17 protein-coding genes and 1 tRNA gene are annotated in these 18,683 nt (G+C 41.3%); 7 read left to right on the top strand and 11 right to left on the bottom strand.

The window, feature by feature from the left end; all coding sequences use genetic code 11:
- Positions 1-106 precede the first annotated feature (106 nt).
- Positions 107-691 (top strand): 5'-deoxynucleotidase, encoded by a 585-nt coding sequence (gene yfbR / locus C9J12_RS03175; protein WP_011219285.1) that lies wholly within the window; start codon positions 107-109, stop codon positions 689-691.
- Complete coding sequence (locus C9J12_RS03170; RefSeq protein ID WP_107241378.1) at positions 691-2,058, top strand: anti-phage deoxyguanosine triphosphatase; 1,368 nt, start codon at positions 691-693, stop codon at positions 2,056-2,058. The genes yfbR and C9J12_RS03170 overlap by 1 nt, the downstream gene beginning before the upstream one ends.
- A gap of 88 nt (positions 2,059-2,146) precedes the next feature.
- Here C9J12_RS03170 and C9J12_RS03165 read toward each other — a convergent pair whose 3' ends face one another.
- Positions 2,147-2,800, bottom strand: coding sequence for a tRNA-uridine aminocarboxypropyltransferase (locus C9J12_RS03165; RefSeq protein WP_107241377.1), 654 nt, complete (start codon positions 2,798-2,800; stop codon positions 2,147-2,149).
- Between the two features lie 9 nt (positions 2,801-2,809).
- On the opposite strand from C9J12_RS03165, the gene rrtA reads away from it, so the two are divergent.
- The 3 genes from rrtA (at position 2,810) to C9J12_RS03150 (ending at position 4,135) form a co-directional block, all read left to right on the top strand.
- Positions 2,810-3,388 (top strand): rhombosortase, encoded by a 579-nt coding sequence (gene rrtA / locus C9J12_RS03160; RefSeq protein ID WP_193944637.1) that lies wholly within the window; start codon positions 2,810-2,812, stop codon positions 3,386-3,388.
- A gap of 132 nt (positions 3,389-3,520) precedes the next feature.
- Positions 3,521-3,859, top strand: a complete 339-nt coding sequence (locus C9J12_RS03155; RefSeq protein ID WP_107241376.1) for a DUF1971 domain-containing protein — start codon at positions 3,521-3,523, stop codon at positions 3,857-3,859.
- Positions 3,860-3,955: 96 nt separating this feature from the next.
- Entirely contained in the window at positions 3,956-4,135 is a 180-nt protein-coding gene (locus tag C9J12_RS03150) for a hypothetical protein (RefSeq protein WP_107241375.1), read from the top strand.
- 63 nt (positions 4,136-4,198) lie between these two features.
- Here C9J12_RS03150 and C9J12_RS03145 read toward each other — a convergent pair whose 3' ends face one another.
- From C9J12_RS03145 to C9J12_RS03105, 8 genes are all read right to left on the bottom strand, one after another.
- The gene (locus C9J12_RS03145; RefSeq protein ID WP_227876258.1) at positions 4,199-4,465 is read right to left on the bottom strand and encodes a ComEA family DNA-binding protein; all 267 of its coding nucleotides are present in this window, start codon (positions 4,463-4,465) and stop codon (positions 4,199-4,201) included.
- Between the two features lie 208 nt (positions 4,466-4,673).
- Positions 4,674-6,545 (bottom strand): peptidylprolyl isomerase, encoded by a 1,872-nt coding sequence (gene ppiD, locus C9J12_RS03140; protein ID WP_107241373.1) that lies wholly within the window; start codon positions 6,543-6,545, stop codon positions 4,674-4,676.
- 271 nt (positions 6,546-6,816) lie between these two features.
- Positions 6,817-7,092 (bottom strand): HU family DNA-binding protein, encoded by a 276-nt coding sequence (locus C9J12_RS03135; protein WP_041394438.1) that lies wholly within the window; start codon positions 7,090-7,092, stop codon positions 6,817-6,819.
- 237 nt (positions 7,093-7,329) lie between these two features.
- On the bottom strand, positions 7,330-9,702 hold the full coding sequence (gene lon, locus C9J12_RS03130; RefSeq protein WP_107241372.1) for an endopeptidase La: 2,373 nt from the start codon (positions 9,700-9,702) through the stop codon (positions 7,330-7,332).
- Between the two features lie 137 nt (positions 9,703-9,839).
- Complete coding sequence (gene clpX / locus C9J12_RS03125) at positions 9,840-11,120, bottom strand: ATP-dependent protease ATP-binding subunit ClpX (protein WP_107241371.1); 1,281 nt, start codon at positions 11,118-11,120, stop codon at positions 9,840-9,842.
- A 115-nt stretch (positions 11,121-11,235) separates the two neighbouring features.
- Positions 11,236-11,859, bottom strand: coding sequence for an ATP-dependent Clp endopeptidase proteolytic subunit ClpP (gene clpP / locus C9J12_RS03120; protein ID WP_107241370.1), 624 nt, complete (start codon positions 11,857-11,859; stop codon positions 11,236-11,238).
- A gap of 105 nt (positions 11,860-11,964) precedes the next feature.
- On the bottom strand, positions 11,965-13,266 hold the full coding sequence (gene tig, locus C9J12_RS03115) for a trigger factor (RefSeq protein ID WP_107241369.1): 1,302 nt from the start codon (positions 13,264-13,266) through the stop codon (positions 11,965-11,967).
- Between the two features lie 593 nt (positions 13,267-13,859).
- Positions 13,860-13,936, bottom strand: a tRNA-Arg gene (locus tag C9J12_RS03105).
- Between the two features lie 362 nt (positions 13,937-14,298).
- Here C9J12_RS03105 and folD point away from each other — a divergent pair.
- Positions 14,299-15,156, top strand: a complete 858-nt coding sequence (gene folD / locus C9J12_RS03100; protein WP_107241367.1) for a bifunctional methylenetetrahydrofolate dehydrogenase/methenyltetrahydrofolate cyclohydrolase FolD — start codon at positions 14,299-14,301, stop codon at positions 15,154-15,156.
- 84 nt (positions 15,157-15,240) lie between these two features.
- Here the strand turns inward: folD and galU are convergent, their stop codons facing one another.
- Positions 15,241-16,149 (bottom strand): UTP--glucose-1-phosphate uridylyltransferase GalU, encoded by a 909-nt coding sequence (galU, locus tag C9J12_RS03095; protein ID WP_107241366.1) that lies wholly within the window; start codon positions 16,147-16,149, stop codon positions 15,241-15,243.
- A gap of 238 nt (positions 16,150-16,387) precedes the next feature.
- Positions 16,388-16,885, bottom strand: coding sequence for a transcription/translation regulatory transformer protein RfaH (gene rfaH / locus C9J12_RS03090; RefSeq protein ID WP_107241365.1), 498 nt, complete (start codon positions 16,883-16,885; stop codon positions 16,388-16,390).
- Positions 16,886-17,291: 406 nt separating this feature from the next.
- Here rfaH and C9J12_RS03085 point away from each other — a divergent pair, with 406 nt between their 5' ends.
- A complete protein-coding gene (locus tag C9J12_RS03085; RefSeq protein ID WP_107241364.1) occupies positions 17,292-18,677 on the top strand; it encodes a peptide MFS transporter in 1,386 nt (461 codons plus the stop codon).
- Positions 18,678-18,683 lie beyond the last annotated feature (6 nt).

Raw genomic sequence — 18,683 nt, 5'->3', positions numbered from 1 at the left:
TATTACTGGGGCTTTTGTTTACCTGCTTTTAGCTATTTTCTGTTACCTTTAATAAATACGCATTTAATGTCATCGGCCTTTCTTTTTTGAAATAGGAGCATCCGATATGGAAAAAAGTCATTTCTTCGCACACCTAGCACGCATGAACCTAATTCAGCGTTGGCCACTAATGCGCAGTGTGTCGACTGAAAACATTTCAGAACATAGCCTTCAAGTTGCTTTTGTTGCTCACGCTCTCGCCCTGATAAAAAATAAAAAATTTGATGGCAATACCAATCCAGAGCGCATTGCACTATTAGGTATGTTTCACGATACCAGCGAGGTATTGACTGGTGATATGCCAACCCCGATCAAGTATTACAACCCTGCTATTGCAGAGGAATACAAAAAAATTGAGTTAGCAGCAGAACAGAAATTGTTGTCGATGTTACCAGAAGAATTTCAGGAAGATTACGCACCACTGCTTGATAGCCATTGCATCAATAAAGATGACTATGTGATCGTGAAACAAGCAGATTCATTATGCGCTTACCTGAAATGCCTTGAAGAACTCAATGCAGGCAATCACGAATTTGCTCAAGCAAAAAAACGCTTAGAAAAAACCTTACAAACACGTTCTACACCTGAAATGGAATACTTCCTTAACACTTTTGTAGAGAGTTTTAATTTAACACTGGATGAAATCAGTTAATGACTACTTTTGTTCTATCACCCGATTGGGAACAACGAAAGAGTAACGAACAAAAAATGCGCCGTAACGATCATCGCTCTGTGTATCAACGAGATCGCGCCCGTATTCTACATTCAGCTGCTTTTCGACGGCTACAAGCAAAAACACAAGTACACGGTGCGGGTAATCATGATTTCTATCGCACCCGACTCACGCATTCTTTAGAAGCCTCGCAGATCGGCACCGGCATTGTTGCTCAATTAAAAATCAAACAACCAGACTTTCGTGATTTATTGCCTTCAAATAGCTTAATGGAAAGTATCTGCCTTGCTCATGACATTGGTCATCCTCCCTTTGGCCATGGTGGTGAGGTCGCTTTAAATTATATGATGCGCGATCACGGCGGCTTTGAAGGTAATGCTCAAACATTTCGTATTGTTACCTTGCTAGAACCCTACACCGAACACCACGGGATGAATCTCGCCAGACGCAGCCTACTGGGTTTACTTAAATATCCGGCTTATATTCAAGAGACTCAAGCCACAGAACGCCCTAACGATGTCAGTAATTTTCGTCACCTTAAAGCCAAAGACTGGCACCCAGCTAAAGGGATTTACAGTGATGATAATAAGGCATTCCAATGGGTGCTTGAAGCCTTGTCTGATCACGACAAAGCATTGTTTAAACAGATGCGCGGTGAACGATCATCACCACTAGAACACCAGAAAACCCTCTTCAAGTCGCTTGATTGCTCTATTATGGAGCTGGCAGACGATATCGCTTATGGTGTACATGATTTAGAAGATGCCATTGTGATGGGGATTGTAAACCGTGAACAATGGCAAAATGCTGTTGCGAGTAAACTGGCTGAATGCGGTGACACTTGGTTAGAAGAACGCATCACGCAATTGAGTGAAAATTTGTTCGGCACACATTACCAGCGCAAAGATGCAATTGGCGCAATGGTTAATGCTCTGCTTACATCCATTCACATTGGTCCAACGATTCAAGATGGCATTCATTGTTTTGAAGAACCATTACTGAAATGGAACGCTTTTTTAACCGAACCAATGGAACGCGCACTCGATGTATTAAAACAATTCGTCAGCGTTTATGTGGTGCAAAAACCTGAAATTCAATTATCTGAATACAAAGGCCAGCAGTTAGTGATGGAATTGTTCGATGCCTTTGCATCAGATCCAGAACGCTTACTGCCAGAAAACACCCGAGATCGTTGGTTACACGCCGTTGAGCAAAATGAAAATTCACACCGTATAATTGCTGACTACATTTCAGGAATGACCGATGGATTTGCTCAACGATTGTATAGCACCCTTTTCCAACCAACAGCTGCAATCGCGATTGGCAATGAAGGGCATGGTTTATAGACGCTAAACGGTAGGTGTCGTTATCTCAAGATGTTTATTTCAGCACCTTGAGGTAACATGGGTATATATAACCAAGGAATACAGAGCGCTAGTTGCTAGAACCGCCATAATTTTTCTGATAAACCCCTTCAGGCATCTGCTGAATCTGAAAATCAATCATCTTATTGAAGGTATCTAATAATGGTTGAAACTTTTCAGGGTGTTCTTCAAGTGCAGTTAACGCTAAATAACCCGCTTCTACCGTTGAAACCCCCTGATCTTTAGGTGATTTACGGATGCGATAATTACCATTGTCGGCATTATCAAGATTAACGGTTGGCAATTGCTGTAAATTACTTGATAGCTGCCACATCTTAAACGCTTTTTTCCACGTCCCATCTAATAAGATTAATGTTCGGATCTTATTCGACGAACCCTCTTTCACTGTATCAGAGTGCATGGGTAACGAAGACGTAACGAGCTGAGAAATAGGGATTGAGCCATCCTCAGGATAGACTATCCACACTTCTCTATTTTTATCACTGAGTAAGGCATTTATTTCATCGTGTTCAGAAAAATCTTCACCCACCCATAGATGTGCGTTCGGCAATGACAAAGTAAGTATTCGCGCAGTGCCAATCGCTCGATTAATCTCAGATGGATGTTGTAATATCCATAATTCAGTTTTAGCATCAATGACCTGAACCCAGTGACAAATACAGGCTTTTTTAGCCTTTTTACACTGTCCACAATATCGACTCATGAGGTTGCCTTGTCTATTCGTACGTATTTATTTCTCATCATCACTATCTGCCTTGTTGCGCAAATACCTACGCTTCAGCCTTGGCTTGCTTGGGATCGTAATGCGATTCTTCAAGGTGAAATATGGCGGATATTAACAGGAAATCTAACGCATACCAATTGGGCACATTTGTTAATGAATGCATTAGCACTCCTGGTTATTAGTTTTATTTTTCGTGCCCACTTTAATGCCAAGCGTTACACCGCTTTAATCATCGTGCTTTCTATCGGAATAGGCGGCGGAATATTCGCCACTAACATGCAATGGTATGCCGGATTATCAGGGGTGCTGCATGGCATATTCGCCTGGGGAGCCATTAATGATATACGCACAAAAACCAAAGGTGGTTGGCTGTTATTTGTTGGGTTAATCGTCAAAATCATCTGGGAGCAAATCTACGGCGGTTCAGCCAGCTCAGAAGCTCTAATTGGCGCTCGCGTGGCAACCGAAGCACACTTAATTGGTGCGTTAATAGGTGCATTGTCAGGCTTTATCTACTTTTTTTCTTCTCAACAAGATACTGATAAAAAACATAATTACCCTAATTAACGCTACTTCAAACCCAATGCAAATGAGAATTATTATTGAATAATGACTAGGTAGGTGTATTATAAATGCATCTTTATTGGTCAACAAATCACTTTCTATGATCAATAACATTTGTTATCAGAGAGGTTAAACATGATCCACTTACGAATTCCTAACAATTGGAAAATACAACGTTCAACTCCTTTCTTTACCAAAGATAATGTACCAGCCGCTTTGCTCTCTCATCACAATACAGCTGAAGGTGTTTTCGGTCAGCTTTGCGTAATGGAAGGCACTGTCACATATTATGGTTTTGCGGATGAGAATGCGACAGAGCCAGAAGCCATCGTTGTTATTCGCGCTGGGCAGTTTGCGACCAGCCCTCCTGAATACTGGCATCGTGTCGAATTATCTGAGGATGCCCAATTCAACATTAATTTTTGGTCAGACAAAGACAAAACCGATCAAGTGTTATTTAATGCAAAGAAGTAGTGACTTCTAAAAAGAATAAGTAAGTATTGTGTCTAGAACACATGTCGCCAAGGAAGGCTTATCTGTGCTTTATCTAAAGTCAAAAAGGTAACCTAAATGACAGCTCTATATCGTGTAAATATAAAACTACCGGAGGGGATTGTTCGAGTGGGTAAGCGAGGAAAATATAAATTTTCATTAGAAAATGCACAGACACTAATGAGTGAATACCAGTGCTATGGCTATGACATGTTTTTATCTACCGCTCGTGCTGCATTTACGTATCAGAATACATAGAAGAACAGACACTCATGAAGGAGTACTACGCCTCTCTCCTTCTCGGTGTTATCTACAAGCTATTTATAATTCTATTCTTTCTCTGTTTTTATCAACAGTCGCAAGACCAATACCTTTCACATTAGTCAAATCATCAGCGGTCTGAAAATTTCCGTTTTCTTTACGATAGATAATGATACTTTCGGCTTTCTCTGGACCAATACCAATCAACAACTTATCTAATTCTTCTGCGTTTGCATTATTAATGTTAATTTTTATTTCAATTCCTTCGTATTCATTAGCAGCCTGACTTAACGGCGCTAAGAGTAAAAACATTGAGAATAATGCCATTTTAATCATTGTCTTCATTTCTATTCCTTTGAATATTCAATTAAGTACTTAGTGATAAACCACAGTGGTTATAACTGAGATGTAGAATAGCGGGTCAGAAACGAAGGAAAAGGTTTAAAAACGTTTTTACAGTATAAAAACGACGGGTCGCACAATGGCGACCCGTTAATAGAAATATCAATTTCAGTTAATTTGCAGATATATCCAATTATGGATAACTTACTTCTGCAGTATCGCGAAGCGATTGAAGTGTTGCGGCAACATCTTGCTGCGCATTCATTTGCTCAACTTGTTTAGCAAAATCACCACTGATTGCCTCTTTCGCAACATCAACATCAATCACCTTATCAAGGGCGATAATTTGAACGTTGCCAGTAGCATCACGCGTCATACCATATATCGATTTATCACCAACAGGTTTAGTTAAACTAAACGCCACTTGAGAAACCATACGATCAGGACCTGAACGGCTGATAGTTTGCTCTTCACCGAAGCTTAAACCTTCAGCTTCAAGCGCATCTGTATTTCCTGCACGAAGTCCTGCAATAAGGTCATCAGCTTTAGCTTGTGCATTTTGCTCGCCTTTCTGGCTTGCAAGTTGTGCTTTCACTTTTGCAGAAACTTCATCAAATGGTAATACCATTTCATCACGAGAATCATCAACACGTACAACCACCACGTGCTCTGGTGCAATCTCAATAACATCTGAGTTTAAACCATCTTCACGTACTTCAGCACTGAACAATGCTTGCATAACCGCAGGGTTAGCCAATACACCTTGTGCATCCATTTGTGAGATGAAATCTGTTGTATGAACCGTTGCATTCACGGCAGCAGCAGCGTCGTCTAGCGAGTCAGGCATCTCGAATGCTGTTTCCGCTAACTTTGTCTGCATATCGTAGAAGTGTTCAGCAGCTTGCTGTTCACGAAGCTCTACAATGATTTCTGCGCTAACATCTGAAAATGGTTTAACTTGGCTTGCTTTAACTGCGTCTAATTTAATGATGTGGTAACCGAAAGACGATTTAACAACACCAGAAATATCACCGTTATTAGCAAGACCGAATGCTGCATCTTCAAATGCAGGATCCATCACGCCACGTTCAAACCAATCTAGCTTACCGCCATCTTTGCCACTGTATGTGTCATCAGATGATGATAACGCTAGCTCAGCAAAATCAGCACCAGCATCTAGTTCGGCTTTAAGCGCTTCAGCTTTTGCTTTCGCATCAGCATTGTCACCCTGTACTAGAATGTGGCTAACTTGGCGTTGCTCAATAGAACTGTACTTATCTTTATGTTCTTCGTAATACGCTTTTACATCTTCATCAGACACATCCAGCGTATCTTTTAAACCTTCGCCAGAAAGCTCGATATACGCAACTTTCACTTGGTCAGGACGAGTGAACATTTGAGGGTTTTGCTCATAAAATACTTTAGCTTCTTCATCAGTCACCGTTGCATTTTTAGTAAAATCAGCAAGGTCTAATGTAAGGCTACGAACCACACGTTGCTGAGCTTCTAACTTGCGAAGTGCTGTTAATTCACTATCTAGAGCAAAGTCACTACCCTGAATTGCGGTTAAGAATTGCGTACGCAACATATCTGTACGCATGTATTCGGCAAACTGATCAGGTGTGAAACCTGAACGGCGCAGTAACATGGTGTACGAGTCATTATCAAACTGACCATCACGCTGGAATTCAGGCATTGAGGTAATCGTTTTACGGATATGCTCATCACTAATGCGAAGACCAAGCTCTGTAGCACGTTGCTCAATCAATACGTCATTGATCATGCGATCAAGAACGCTTTGACGGAACTGTTTAACATACTCAGGATCACCTAATAGCGTCGAGAAGTAGTCACCAAGCTGCGACTGCATTCGGTTGCGCTCATTTTGGTAAGCCTGTTCAAATTCGTTTTGGCTAATTTCAGTGCCATTAATTTTTGCTGCAGCTGGTTGGCTACCACCGGCTAGATAACTACCGACCCCGGCAAAAACAAAAGAAAAAATAATTAAGCCAAGAATAACCTTAACCCAAATACTGTTAACGCCTTCGCGCAATCGTTCCATCATAATCTGCCGTATCTCCTACATGTCTAGCTGATATGGTACTGTGAGTAATGCCTGCGCTAACAATCAACTAATCTCGCTAATTGTCTACCGCAATATCATCTGATATAAATTACACCAGTATAAAGTAAAAAAAGCGCATCTACACGATGCGCCTCATCAGATTTGTCTAATTGTAGAAACAACCGACAATAATCTTTGTGCTGTAATTTCACACAACGTAAACACAAGGCTAATTGCCCAGCTCTATTACAAGAGCTAATATTGCAGACGCTTATAAATTTACAGAATCTTTAAGTGCTTTACCTGGCTTGAAGCCCGGTACTTTCGCTGCTGCAATTTGGATTTCTTCACCCGTTTGAGGGTTGCGACCTGTACGTGCTGCACGATCACGTACTGAGAAGGTACCAAAACCGACTAGAGCAACCTGATCACCATCTTTCAATGTACCAGATACAGCATCAATGAATGCATCTAGAGCACGACCAGCAGACGCTTTTGAGATATCTGCACTTTCTGCGATTTTATCAACTAACTGAGTTTTGTTCACGATTTCATCCCCTCTATGAACATTGTCCGTAAGCAACCTTTTTGCAAAAACCCTTTTTATTTGAGCTTTCACAGCGGACAACCAAAATATTTATCAAGCTTTATTATGCCAATACAACAACCCAAGATTAAGTGCATGCATTGATATTATTGAGCAAACAACGAATTAGACCTAACTTATAGCCAGACAAAAAAACGCTGACAAGGCTTTTCGCACTTGAAAGCGTCTTTTCTTTACTTAACTTTGCTGCACGTCACTATTTGGGGCATTTACCAGTTCAATGCCTGTTGGATTATTCTGCAATGCTATCGTTAGCACTTCATCAATCCAACGTACTGGGCGTACGAGCAAATCAGCAATTACGTTAGCTGGAATCTCTTCCAAGTCACGTTCATTCTCTTTAGGAATGATGACAGTTTTAATACCACCACGGTGGGCTGCTAACAGTTTCTCTTTCAAGCCACCGATTGGCAGTACTTCACCACGTAGGGTAATTTCACCCGTCATTGCAACATCAGCACGAACAGGGTTACCGGTTAAGCTTGAAACAAGTGCCGTACACATTGCGACACCAGCACTAGGGCCATCTTTTGGTGTTGCACCTTCTGGTACGTGAACGTGAATATCACGCTTCTCGTAAAAGTCGGTAGCAATACCTAGACGCTCTGCACGTGCTCTTACAACCGTCATCGCTGCTTGAATCGACTCTTGCATCACATCACCGAGTGAGCCAGTGTAGGTCAACTTACCTTTGCCTAGCATTGACTCCGTTTCGATGGTTAATAAATCACCACCAACTTCAGTCCATGCTAAACCAGTCACTTGACCAATACGATTGCTTTCATCAGCTTTACCGTAATCACAGCGCTGAACACCAAGGTAGTCTTTTAGGTTAGCTTGATTAATCGTGACTTTCGTCACGTCTTTATTCAATAAAATTTCTTTTACTGCTTTACGACAAAGTTTTGAAATTTCTCGCTCAAGACTACGTACACCCGCTTCACGTGTGTAGTAGCGAATAATGCCGATTAACGCTGAGTCATCAATTTCAACCTCGCCCACTTTTAAGCCATTACGTTGAATCTGCTTATCGAGTAGGTGATTTTTCGCAATATTTAACTTCTCATCTTCGGTATAACCCGACAGACGAATCACTTCCATACGGTCAAGTAATGGACCAGGAATATTCATAGAGTTAGACGTTGCGACAAACATTACGTCAGAAAGATCGTAATCAACTTCCAAGTAATGATCGTTAAAGGCATTATTTTGCTCAGGATCTAGTACTTCAAGCAAAGCAGAAGCTGGGTCACCACGCATATCAGATGACATTTTGTCGATTTCATCTAATAAAAACAGCGGATTTTTCACTTCGACTTTTGCCATTTTTTGAATTATCTTGCCCGGCATAGAACCAATGTACGTTCTACGGTGACCACGGATTTCAGCTTCGTCACGAACACCGCCTAGCGCCATTCGTACGTACTTACGCCCTGTTGCGGCGGCAATAGACTGGCCTAGTGACGTTTTACCCACACCAGGAGGACCAACAAGACAAAGAATTGGACCTTTCAGTTTATTGATACGGCTTTGAACGGCTAAATACTCAAGAATACGTTCTTTAACGCGCTCTAAGCCGTAGTGATCGGCATTCAGTACTTCTTCAGCTTTCGCTAAGTTGCGCTTCACTTTAGAACGCTTGTGCCAAGGCACACTCAGCATCCAGTCGATGTAACCACGCACGACAGTCGCTTCCGCAGACATAGGAGACATCATTTTAAGCTTTTGAAGCTCTTGTTCTGTCTTCTCTTTCGCTTCTGCTGGCATCTTAGAGGCTTCAATCTTTATTTTTAAAGATTCAAATTCATCTGGTGCATCATCAAGCTCACCCAATTCTTTTTGGATGGCTTTCATTTGTTCGTTTAAATAATACTCACGTTGGCTCTTTTCCATTTGCTTCTTAACGCGTCCACGGATGCGTTTTTCAACTTGAAGCAAATCGATTTCAGATTCCATCATCGCCATCAAGAACTCTAAACGCTCTGTGATATCGATAATTTCGAGTACTTTCTGTTTATCTGCCAACTTCAAAGGCATGTGCGCAGCAATGGTATCAGCAAGGCGAGCCGCTTCATCAATACCATTTAAAGACGTTAGCACTTCTGGTGGGATCTTTTTATTCAGCTTAATAAAGCCTTCGAATTGGTTGATCGCAGTACGTACCAGTACTTCCTGCTCTCTTTCATCCATTTCTGGTGTAACCAAAAACTCGGCTTGTGCGCTGAAAAATTCATTGTCGACAAGATTTTCAACCGCAGCACGCTGCTGACCTTCCACCAAAACCTTCACAGTACCGTCTGGCAATTTCAATAACTGCAGAATAGTGGCAACTGTACCTACATCGTACAAATCTGTAATTGCAGGTTCATCAGTGGCAGCTTCTTTCTGAGCTACCAGTAGAATTTGTTTATTGTTATCCATTGCTGATTCAAGGCAACGAATTGATTTTTCCCGTCCCACAAACAATGGAATCACCATGTGAGGGTATACCACCACATCACGCAGTGGCAGAACCGGAATATCAAGGCGCTCGGAACGCTCCAGGTTCATATGCTTCTCTCTTCCTTTTAGTCTCTTTAATGAGTATATGGGGGTAACCCACTATTATTCAACGGGAGAAGTAACAGAAAACAAAAAAGGAGGCCAAAGCCTCCTTTTTTTATTCATTATGTGCAGTTATTAGACACTTATTCAGCACCAGCTGCCTGATTTTCGGTGTTTTCGTAAATCATAAGTGGTTCTGACTCGCCGTTGATAACAGACTCATCAATAACAACTTTACTTACACCAACAGACGATGGCAGTTCATACATTGTATCAAGTAAAACAGCCTCAACAATTGAACGTAAACCACGTGCGCCAGTTTTACGATCCATTGCTTTACGTGCAATAGCAACTAATGCATCGTCACGGAACTCAAGCTCAACATTTTCAAGCTCAAGTAACGCCGCATACTGCTTAGTTAATGCATTCTTCGGCTCGCGAAGAATTTGAACCAATGCATCTTGATCAAGTTCAGTCAACGTGGCAGTTACAGGCAGACGACCAATAAACTCAGGAATAAGACCGTACTTAACCAAATCTTCTGGTTCTACTTTCTTAAACAAGTCACTGATTGTACGCTCTTCGCTCTTTGAACGAACATCAGCACTAAAGCCAATACCCGTACCCGTTGCGACACGTTGCTCAACCACTTTATCTAGGCCAGCAAATGCGCCGCCACAGATAAATAGAATCTTAGAAGTATCAACTTGTAAGAATTCTTGTTGAGGATGCTTACGACCACCTTGTGGTGGAACAGAAGCCACTGTACCTTCAATCAATTTCAATAGCGCCTGCTGAACACCTTCACCAGATACGTCACGCGTAATTGATGGGTTATCAGACTTACGAGAAATCTTATCGATCTCATCGATATAAACAATACCGCGCTCAGCTTTAGCTACATCATAATCACATTTCTGTAGCAGCTTCTGAATGATGTTTTCAACATCTTCACCAACATAACCCGCTTCAGTCAGCGTCGTTGCGTCAGCCATTGTAAATGGAACGTCTAGCATACGTGCTAACGTTTCAGCTAGAAGCGTTTTACCACTACCAGTAGGACCGATAAGTAGAATATTACTTTTACCTAGCTCAACACCATCACTTGTAGTGTCGCCATTACGAAGACGTTTGTAGTGGTTGTATACCGCTACAGCCAAAACCTTTTTCGCATGGTTTTGACCAATAACATAATCATCCAGGTTTGTACGAATTTCTTGCGGAGTCGGAAGTTCATTGCCATCACGCTTAGGCATCACTTCTTTGATTTCTTCGCGAATGATGTCGTTACAAAGATCGACACACTCATCGCAAATATACACAGAAGGTCCAGCGATTAGCTTACGAACTTCGTGTTGACTTTTTCCACAGAAAGAGCAATACAGCAGTTTTCCACTACCCGTCTCTTTTCGCTTATCTGTCATTCGCTAACCTCATTTTGGGTTTTCACCCATCATTGCTTTGTTTTGAGTGTATAACAATTCTTACGATTTTGCTCCGTTACGCAGTAAAGCTGCACAACAAAGCCATCAAAAAGAATTAGTCACGCTGCGTCAAAACAGAATCAACCAAACCGTATTCAACCGCCTGATCTGCTGACATAAAGTTATCACGGTCTGTATCACCTTCAACAACTTCTAAAGGTTGACCTGTATGTTCAGCAAGTAGGTTATTCAAACGTTGTTTGATAGTTAGAATTTCTTTTGCATGGATTTGAATATCCGATGCTTGTCCTTGGAAGCCACCTAACGGCTGGTGAATCATAACGCGAGAGTTAGGTAGGCAGTAACGCTTACCTTTTGCGCCACCAGCTAGCAGGAATGCACCCATAGAACATGCTTGCCCCATACATACAGTGCTCACATTTGGTTTAATAAACTGCATAGTGTCATAAATTGACATGCCAGCAGTAACAGAACCACCTGGAGAGTTGATGTAAAGGAAGATGTCTTTATCTGGATTTTCAGATTCAAGAAACAATAGCTGTGCAACTACTAAATTAGCCATATGATCTTCAACCTGACCGGTCAAGAAAATCACACGCTCTTTTAGTAATCGGGAATAGATGTCGTAAGAACGCTCACCACGAGAAGTCTGCTCGACCACCATTGGAACCAGCGCATCCGTAATTGGAGACATTGCGTTTCTTTCTTGGTAGCTCATAACGTTATTTCCCTAAAATAAATGGCCCGAATGAAATGACTCACACGGACCATTGTTAGCAGATGATTCGAAACAAAGTCAAATCTCTACAGTAATTTCAGCAAATTAAGCTGCTGGTTGGTTCATTAAATCGTTAAAACCAACTTCTTTTTCTGTAACCTGAGCTTTAGCAAGAAGCGCATCAATAGCTTGCTCTTCTAGTGCAACATTACGCATGTTGCTCATCATCTTTTCGTTCTGCTCGTAGTAAGAAACAACTTCTGTTGGATCTTCGTATGCAGAAGCCATTTCAGTGATGATTGCTTTAACGCGATCTTCGTCTGCTTTTAGCTCTTCAGTTTTGATTACTTCACCGATTAGAAGACCAACAACTACACGACGCTTAGCTTGTTCTTCGAAAAGCTCACGTGGTAGTTCAGGCGTGTTCTTAGCATCGCCACCAAAACGCTGTGCAGCTTGTTGACGTAGAACATTGATTTCTTGGTCGATAAGAGCAGCAGGAACATTGATGTCGTTCTGCTCAACAAGACCGTCAAGAACCTGCTCTTTAATGCGGCCTTTAACAGCTTGCTTAAGCTCACGTTCCATGTTCTTGCGAACTTCAGTTTTCAGACCTTCAATAGAACCGTCTAGAACACCAAACTTAGCAATAAATTCTTCAGTCAGCTCAGGTAATTCCTGTGCTTCAACTTTATGCAGAGTGATTGCGAAAGATGCTGCTTTACCTTTTAGGTTTTCAGCATGGTATTCTTCAGGGAAAGTTACTTCTAGAGTAAATTCTTCGCCTGCTTTTTTACCAACGATGCCGTCTTCAAAGCCAGGAATCATACGGTTTTGACCCATTGCTAGAGCGAAACCTTCTGCTTTACCGCCTTCGAATTCTTCACCGTCGATAGAACCGATGAAATCAATCGTTACGCGGCTATCAGCTTCTGCTGCTGCATCAACGTCAGACCAAGTTGCTTGCTGCTTACGTAGCGTATCAAGCATGTTAGTCACGTCTTCGTCTTTTACTTCAACTGCTGGCTTTTCTACAGCAATTTTATCTAGACCCGCTAAAGCAATCTCAGGGAATACTTCGAAAGAAGCTTTAAATACAAGATCTTTACCTTCAGCGATGTCTACTGGAGTAAAAGTAGGTGCGCCAGCTGGATTGATTTTTTCTTTAACGATAGCTTCGATAAAGTGACGCTGCATTACTTCGCCTAGGATATCTTGACGAACAGAGCCGCCAAACATACGAGCAACCATTTTCATCGGTGCTTTACCAGGACGGAAACCATCGAAACGACGATTTTTAGCAATTTTTTTCAGCTCTGCAGTTACTGCGTTTTCAATGTTAGCAGCAGGAACTGTAATAGTTAGATGGCGTTCTAGGCCTTCAGTAGTTTCAACGGTAACTTGCATTTTATTAAACCTCAAATCTTACTCAGTTTTCCTGAGTGATGTCGCCGAACAGTCTTTTAAGACGGTGGCATCCTTTCGTGCTACGGCTAAAACCATAGCACCTCTAATTCTGCTAATTTCTAGTACTTCTGACTTAACAATTCCAAAGATGAAGCATCTTCAAAAGGGCAAAAAGCCACAGGACTAGAAATTTAACGCGCTATTATAACGATATGAGCACTTGCCGTCGAGGCTGATAATGTCAAACCGCAATCAAATGCAACTTCAGGACAAGATAGGGGCAAAAAATCGATTTTCAAGGGTGAAAAGTAAAAAATCTGCTTTAAGCATGCTTTTTCAACGTAAAAGACGCAAAAATAACCGAACGGGAAACAAGATAAGTATAAAGATTAGTCAAAACATTCAATTTTATCGGATCAAATTTATCGTTCAAAAAACGAACTTATCAATAGTTTTATAGCGAAACAACGTAGATTGTGTAACGCGGCTTAATCATAATGTATTGAAAAGACAAAATCAGATGATAATAATTATATTTCAATCATGCGATGGTCAGAAAGAGATGATAAAAAATGAGATGAACAAGAAAGAAGTGGTGCGCCCTGCAGGATTCGAACCTGCGACCACATCCTTAGAAGGGACGTGCTCTATCCAGCTGAGCTAAGGGCGCTCTGTACTATTTTTAATAACTAAGTTCGGTGATAACTAAAAACGAAATCACTGACGTAACATTGCGTTACGAGGCAGAATTATACGTCGCTACGATACAAGGTCAATGCTTTTCCCTGATTTTCGCCACTTTAAGCGTTAAGCGGTCAAAGTTCCAGCAACATGATTTAATTCAACTCTGAAATACCTCCCCTATTTTTTTCCTCCGAAGTAATTTAAGCCAATGGCGTACTTATCATTTAGCTATTAATGAAAGGCATGCGCTCGAACAAACAAAAGGCAAACGTTTGCGCGGTGGATCTGAATCACATTATCTGAGACAATTGCGTTGCTTATTCTTAGCCCTACCCCAAAAGGAAAAACATGGCAGCTCAAATTATTGATGGCAAATTAATAGCCCAAACTGTTCGACAAGAAGTAGCCGCGCGCGTTAAAGCACGCGTTGAAGCTGGGTTACGGGCACCTGGTTTAGCCGTGGTACTTGTAGGGCAAGATCCAGCCTCTCAAATTTATGTTAGTAGCAAACGTAAAGCTTGTGAAGAAGTTGGGTTCATATCTCAATCATTCGATCTGCCTGCAAACACAAAAGAAATAGAACTTTTAGCGTTAATTAACGAACTCAATACCAATAAAGAAATTGATGGTATTTTAGTACAGCTACCACTACCTGCAGGCATTGATACCACTAATATACTGGAGCATATCGACCCGGAAAAAGATGTCGATGGTTTCCACCCATATAATGTGGGTCGTTTAAGCCAGCGCATTCCTAAACTCCGTTCATGTACGCCAAAAGGCATTATCACTCTGCTAGAGCGTTACAATATCCCCGTACGTGGTAAACATGCTGTTATTGTTGGCGCATCCAACATTGTCGGTCGACCAATGACGTTAGAGATGCTACTCGCCGGAGCAACAACCACAACGTGTCACCGCTTCACTCAAGATCTTGAACACCATATAAGACAAGCTGATATTTTGGTTGTTGCTGTGGGCAAGCCTCACTTTATTCCAGGAGATTGGATTAAAGAAGGGGCTACAATTATAGATGTGGGTATCAATCGTTTAGATAGCGGTAAACTAGCGGGTGATGTGGAATATGATGTTGCCCGTGAGAAAGCAAAATACATTACCCCCGTACCTGGCGGTGTGGGTCCAATGACAGTCGCCACGTTAATCGAGAATACATTATTAGCTTGTGAGCAGTATCATTCGGACTAAGCGCAAAGGCAAGACGCGAGAGCCTAGATAAAAGCGTAGGAAAGAAAAAAGCGAGTGGCCTTGGAGCCTCTCGCCACTTCCCATTTAAAGTGTTTTAACCATGTCTTTTAAATAGGCTTTGAAATCATCACCAAGGCTATTATGACGAATACCATATTCAACAAAAGCCTGCATGTAACCAAGCTTAGTACCACAATCGTGGCTCTTTCCTGACATATGGAAAGCATTAACTTGCTGAGACTCCATCAGCATATCAATAGCATCTGTTAACTGAATTTCATCACCGGCGCCCACAGGGGTACGTTCTAGCATTCCCCAAATTTCAGCAGGAAGCACGTAACGCCCCACAATCGCAAGGTTTGAGGGTGCATCTTCAAGCGCGGGTTTCTCTACCACTTTAGTCATTGCTGCAGTTTCACCCGGCTTTAAGTCAACGCCGCTGACATCAGCAACACCGTAACTCGATACATCAGCCATTGGAACGGGCTCTACCATTACTTGGCTTATTTTTGTTTCATTGAACGCTGCAATCATTGCTGCCATATTTTCAGTGCGTAAATCACTGGCTGCATCATCAAGAACAACATCAGGTAACACAACAGCAAAAGGTTCATCTCCCACTAACGGGCGCGCACTTAGCACCGCATGGCCTAAACCTTTTGCTTGGCCTTGACGTACGTGCATGATCGTTACACCTTTTGGACAAATACTTTGTACTTCTTCAAGTAATTGACGTTTAACACGTTTCTCTAACGTCGCTTCCAATTCAAAAGAGGTATCAAAATGGTTTTCAATCGAATTTTTTGAGGAGTGAGTAACCAAGATGATTTCTTTAATACCCGCTGCAACACACTCGTTTACCACATATTGGATCAAAGGACGGTCAACAATAGGCAACATCTCTTTCGGGATAGCCTTTGTTGCTGGCAACATACGCGTACCAAGGCCCGCAACAGGGATAACGGCTTTACGAACAGGGGAAGTCTTCGTCATTATAAATTCCATTAATTTTCAAAAGATATTGGTGACACTCAAATCAGCACCAATGCCATCATGCTGATTTTTATAAGTGGAAATTAAATATGTGTCACTGTTTTATACATTTCCCAACTATACAAGCCTTGCTCTTTTTTGTCTTTCTTAATATACCCAAGCATCTCAAGATGCTTGGGTATATATAAAAAGCCCGTAAATTTCATCTGAAACTTACGGGCCTCTCAATAATTAAGGATTAATCTTTTACGATATCTTCATTTTCAACACTGACTTTTACAGGTTTACCCAATAGATTAATCAACATAAATGATCGTTTTTCACCATCAGCTTCTTGGTAGATCGCTTCTATCCCCTTAAATTGCCCTTGCTTTAGCTGTAGGCACTCACCAGGAATAGGTAAACTAGAGAGCTTAGCTTGGTGATCTTCACAGTTTTCATTCATCATCAAACCATACACCAACTCTTGCTGAACCATTTGCGGTCTAGCACCTTGTCGGATGAAATCTGCAACACCACGCGTAGAACGTACTGTTGTGTAGCTTAAATGTTCAGGGTCAAAATACACAAAGATATAGCTAGGAAAGAGGGGCTCACTGGTTTCAACTCGTTTACCACGTATAATTTTATTTACATTAACCTGAGGGTAATAACATTCGACACCTTGCCTGTCTAAATTTATTACTGCACGCTCTTGCTCACTTCGCTTACAGTAAAGAAGGAACCAATCTTTCATAACAATCTCTGCAATCTACATACGCTGCATCAAATTATAATAACTCTCCTATAAAGAACAACTCAAAATATGTATCCATTTTGATACTTTTGATTTCATCTCTCTTAAGATGTTACAAATGTAACAATCATGAATTATTAAAAATATTAATATATAACACCACACAAAAGCAAAAACTAAGATAAATAATCTATAGGATTATCACTAACAAGGATTATATTTCATTTAACTTAGAGAGAACTTAGTTTCCAGTTTTGTGCAAATTACACGCATAACCTTAAAAAACAACAGGTTAAAATGTTGGCATTATATTTCGTGATTGTGAAAACTTGCAGAGTAAAAATTTGTGCTTTATAAAACTAGCAGCATTAGCAAACACATAAATAATAAAACATAGAGAATAATTATGAACAATCGTAGTAGCGGTGACTTATTAGGTCATCCAAAAGGTTTGTTTCTTCTGTTTGGTACCGAATTATGGGAACGTTTTTCATATTACGCCATGCGCGCAATTTTAGTTCTATACCTTACAGATAAAACCATTAACGGCGGCCTAGGATGGTCGACACAAGACGCGCTTAACCTATATGGCATCTACACCGGCCTTGTTTACATCACCCCTTTAATTGGTGGATGGATTGCTGATAACTTCTTAGGTCAACGACGTTCAATTATTATTGGTGGTGTATTAATGGCCTTAGGTCAATTTACACTGGCATTACCGCACAGCATGATTGACCCTAATGCAGTAACGGCATTCTATTTAGGCCTTGCGCTATTAATTGTAGGTAATGGTCTTTTCAAGCCAAATATTTCAACAATGGTTGGCGATCTTTACCAAGATGGCGATCATCGTCGTGACGGTGCATTCACTATTTTCTACATGGGTATCAACCTTGGTTCTTTATTAGCAGGTATTATTGCTGGTACTGCATCAATGAATTATGGCTGGAAAGCCGGGTTCCTTACCGCTGGTATTGGTATGGTTATCAGCTTAGTCACTCAACTTATTTTTGCTGAACGGATTCTTGGTAACATTGGTAAAGTACCCGCCGCTAAACGCGCTGCAGAAATGAATAAATCAGGTAAAAAAGAGCCATTAACCACACAAGAACGTGACCGACTAAAAGTCATCATGATTATGGGCTTGTTTGTTGTTATCTTCTGGGCTGGCTTTGAGCAGGCTGGCGGTTTGATGAACATCTTCTCACAACAATATACTGATCGCATGATTGGTAGTTTTGAAGTGCCAGCAGCTTGGTTCCAATCATTGAACCCATTCTTCGTTATCACATTAGCGCCGATCATTGCCGCACTTTGGGTGAAGATGGGTCCTAAAGAGCCGAATTCTCCAGTCAAATTCGCAATGGGTTTATTCTTCCTTGCAATCGGCTTCGTATTCATGATGGGTGCAGTAATGCAGCAAGGTGGCGATATCACAGTGAAAACGTCAATGCTGTGGTTAGTGGGTGCATATTTCTTCCATACACTTGGAGAGCTATGCCTATCACCTATTGGTCTATCCATGGTCACTAAACTTGCACCACTACGTTTAGCATCATTAATGATGGGTGCATGGTTTGGCTTCAATGCGGTTGCTAACTATGTCGCTGGTATTATTGGTTCTTTAATGGGTGAATCAGGTCCAATGGCTATATTCAGTGGTATCGCAATTGCTGCAGTAGTTGCAGGCGTATTACTACTTCTTTGCTCAAACCAACTTGTTCGTTGGATGCATGGTGCAGAAGGAAAAGCAGTTGAAGATGTGAATGGTAAAGCTGTAGAAGCATAATTCATA

This window comes from Photobacterium frigidiphilum, from assembly GCF_003025615.1.
Taxonomy (GTDB): domain Bacteria; phylum Pseudomonadota; class Gammaproteobacteria; order Enterobacterales; family Vibrionaceae; genus Photobacterium; species Photobacterium frigidiphilum.
The sequence above is the reverse complement of the archived record's forward strand: the minus strand, read 5'-3'. Positions and strand labels throughout refer to the sequence as shown.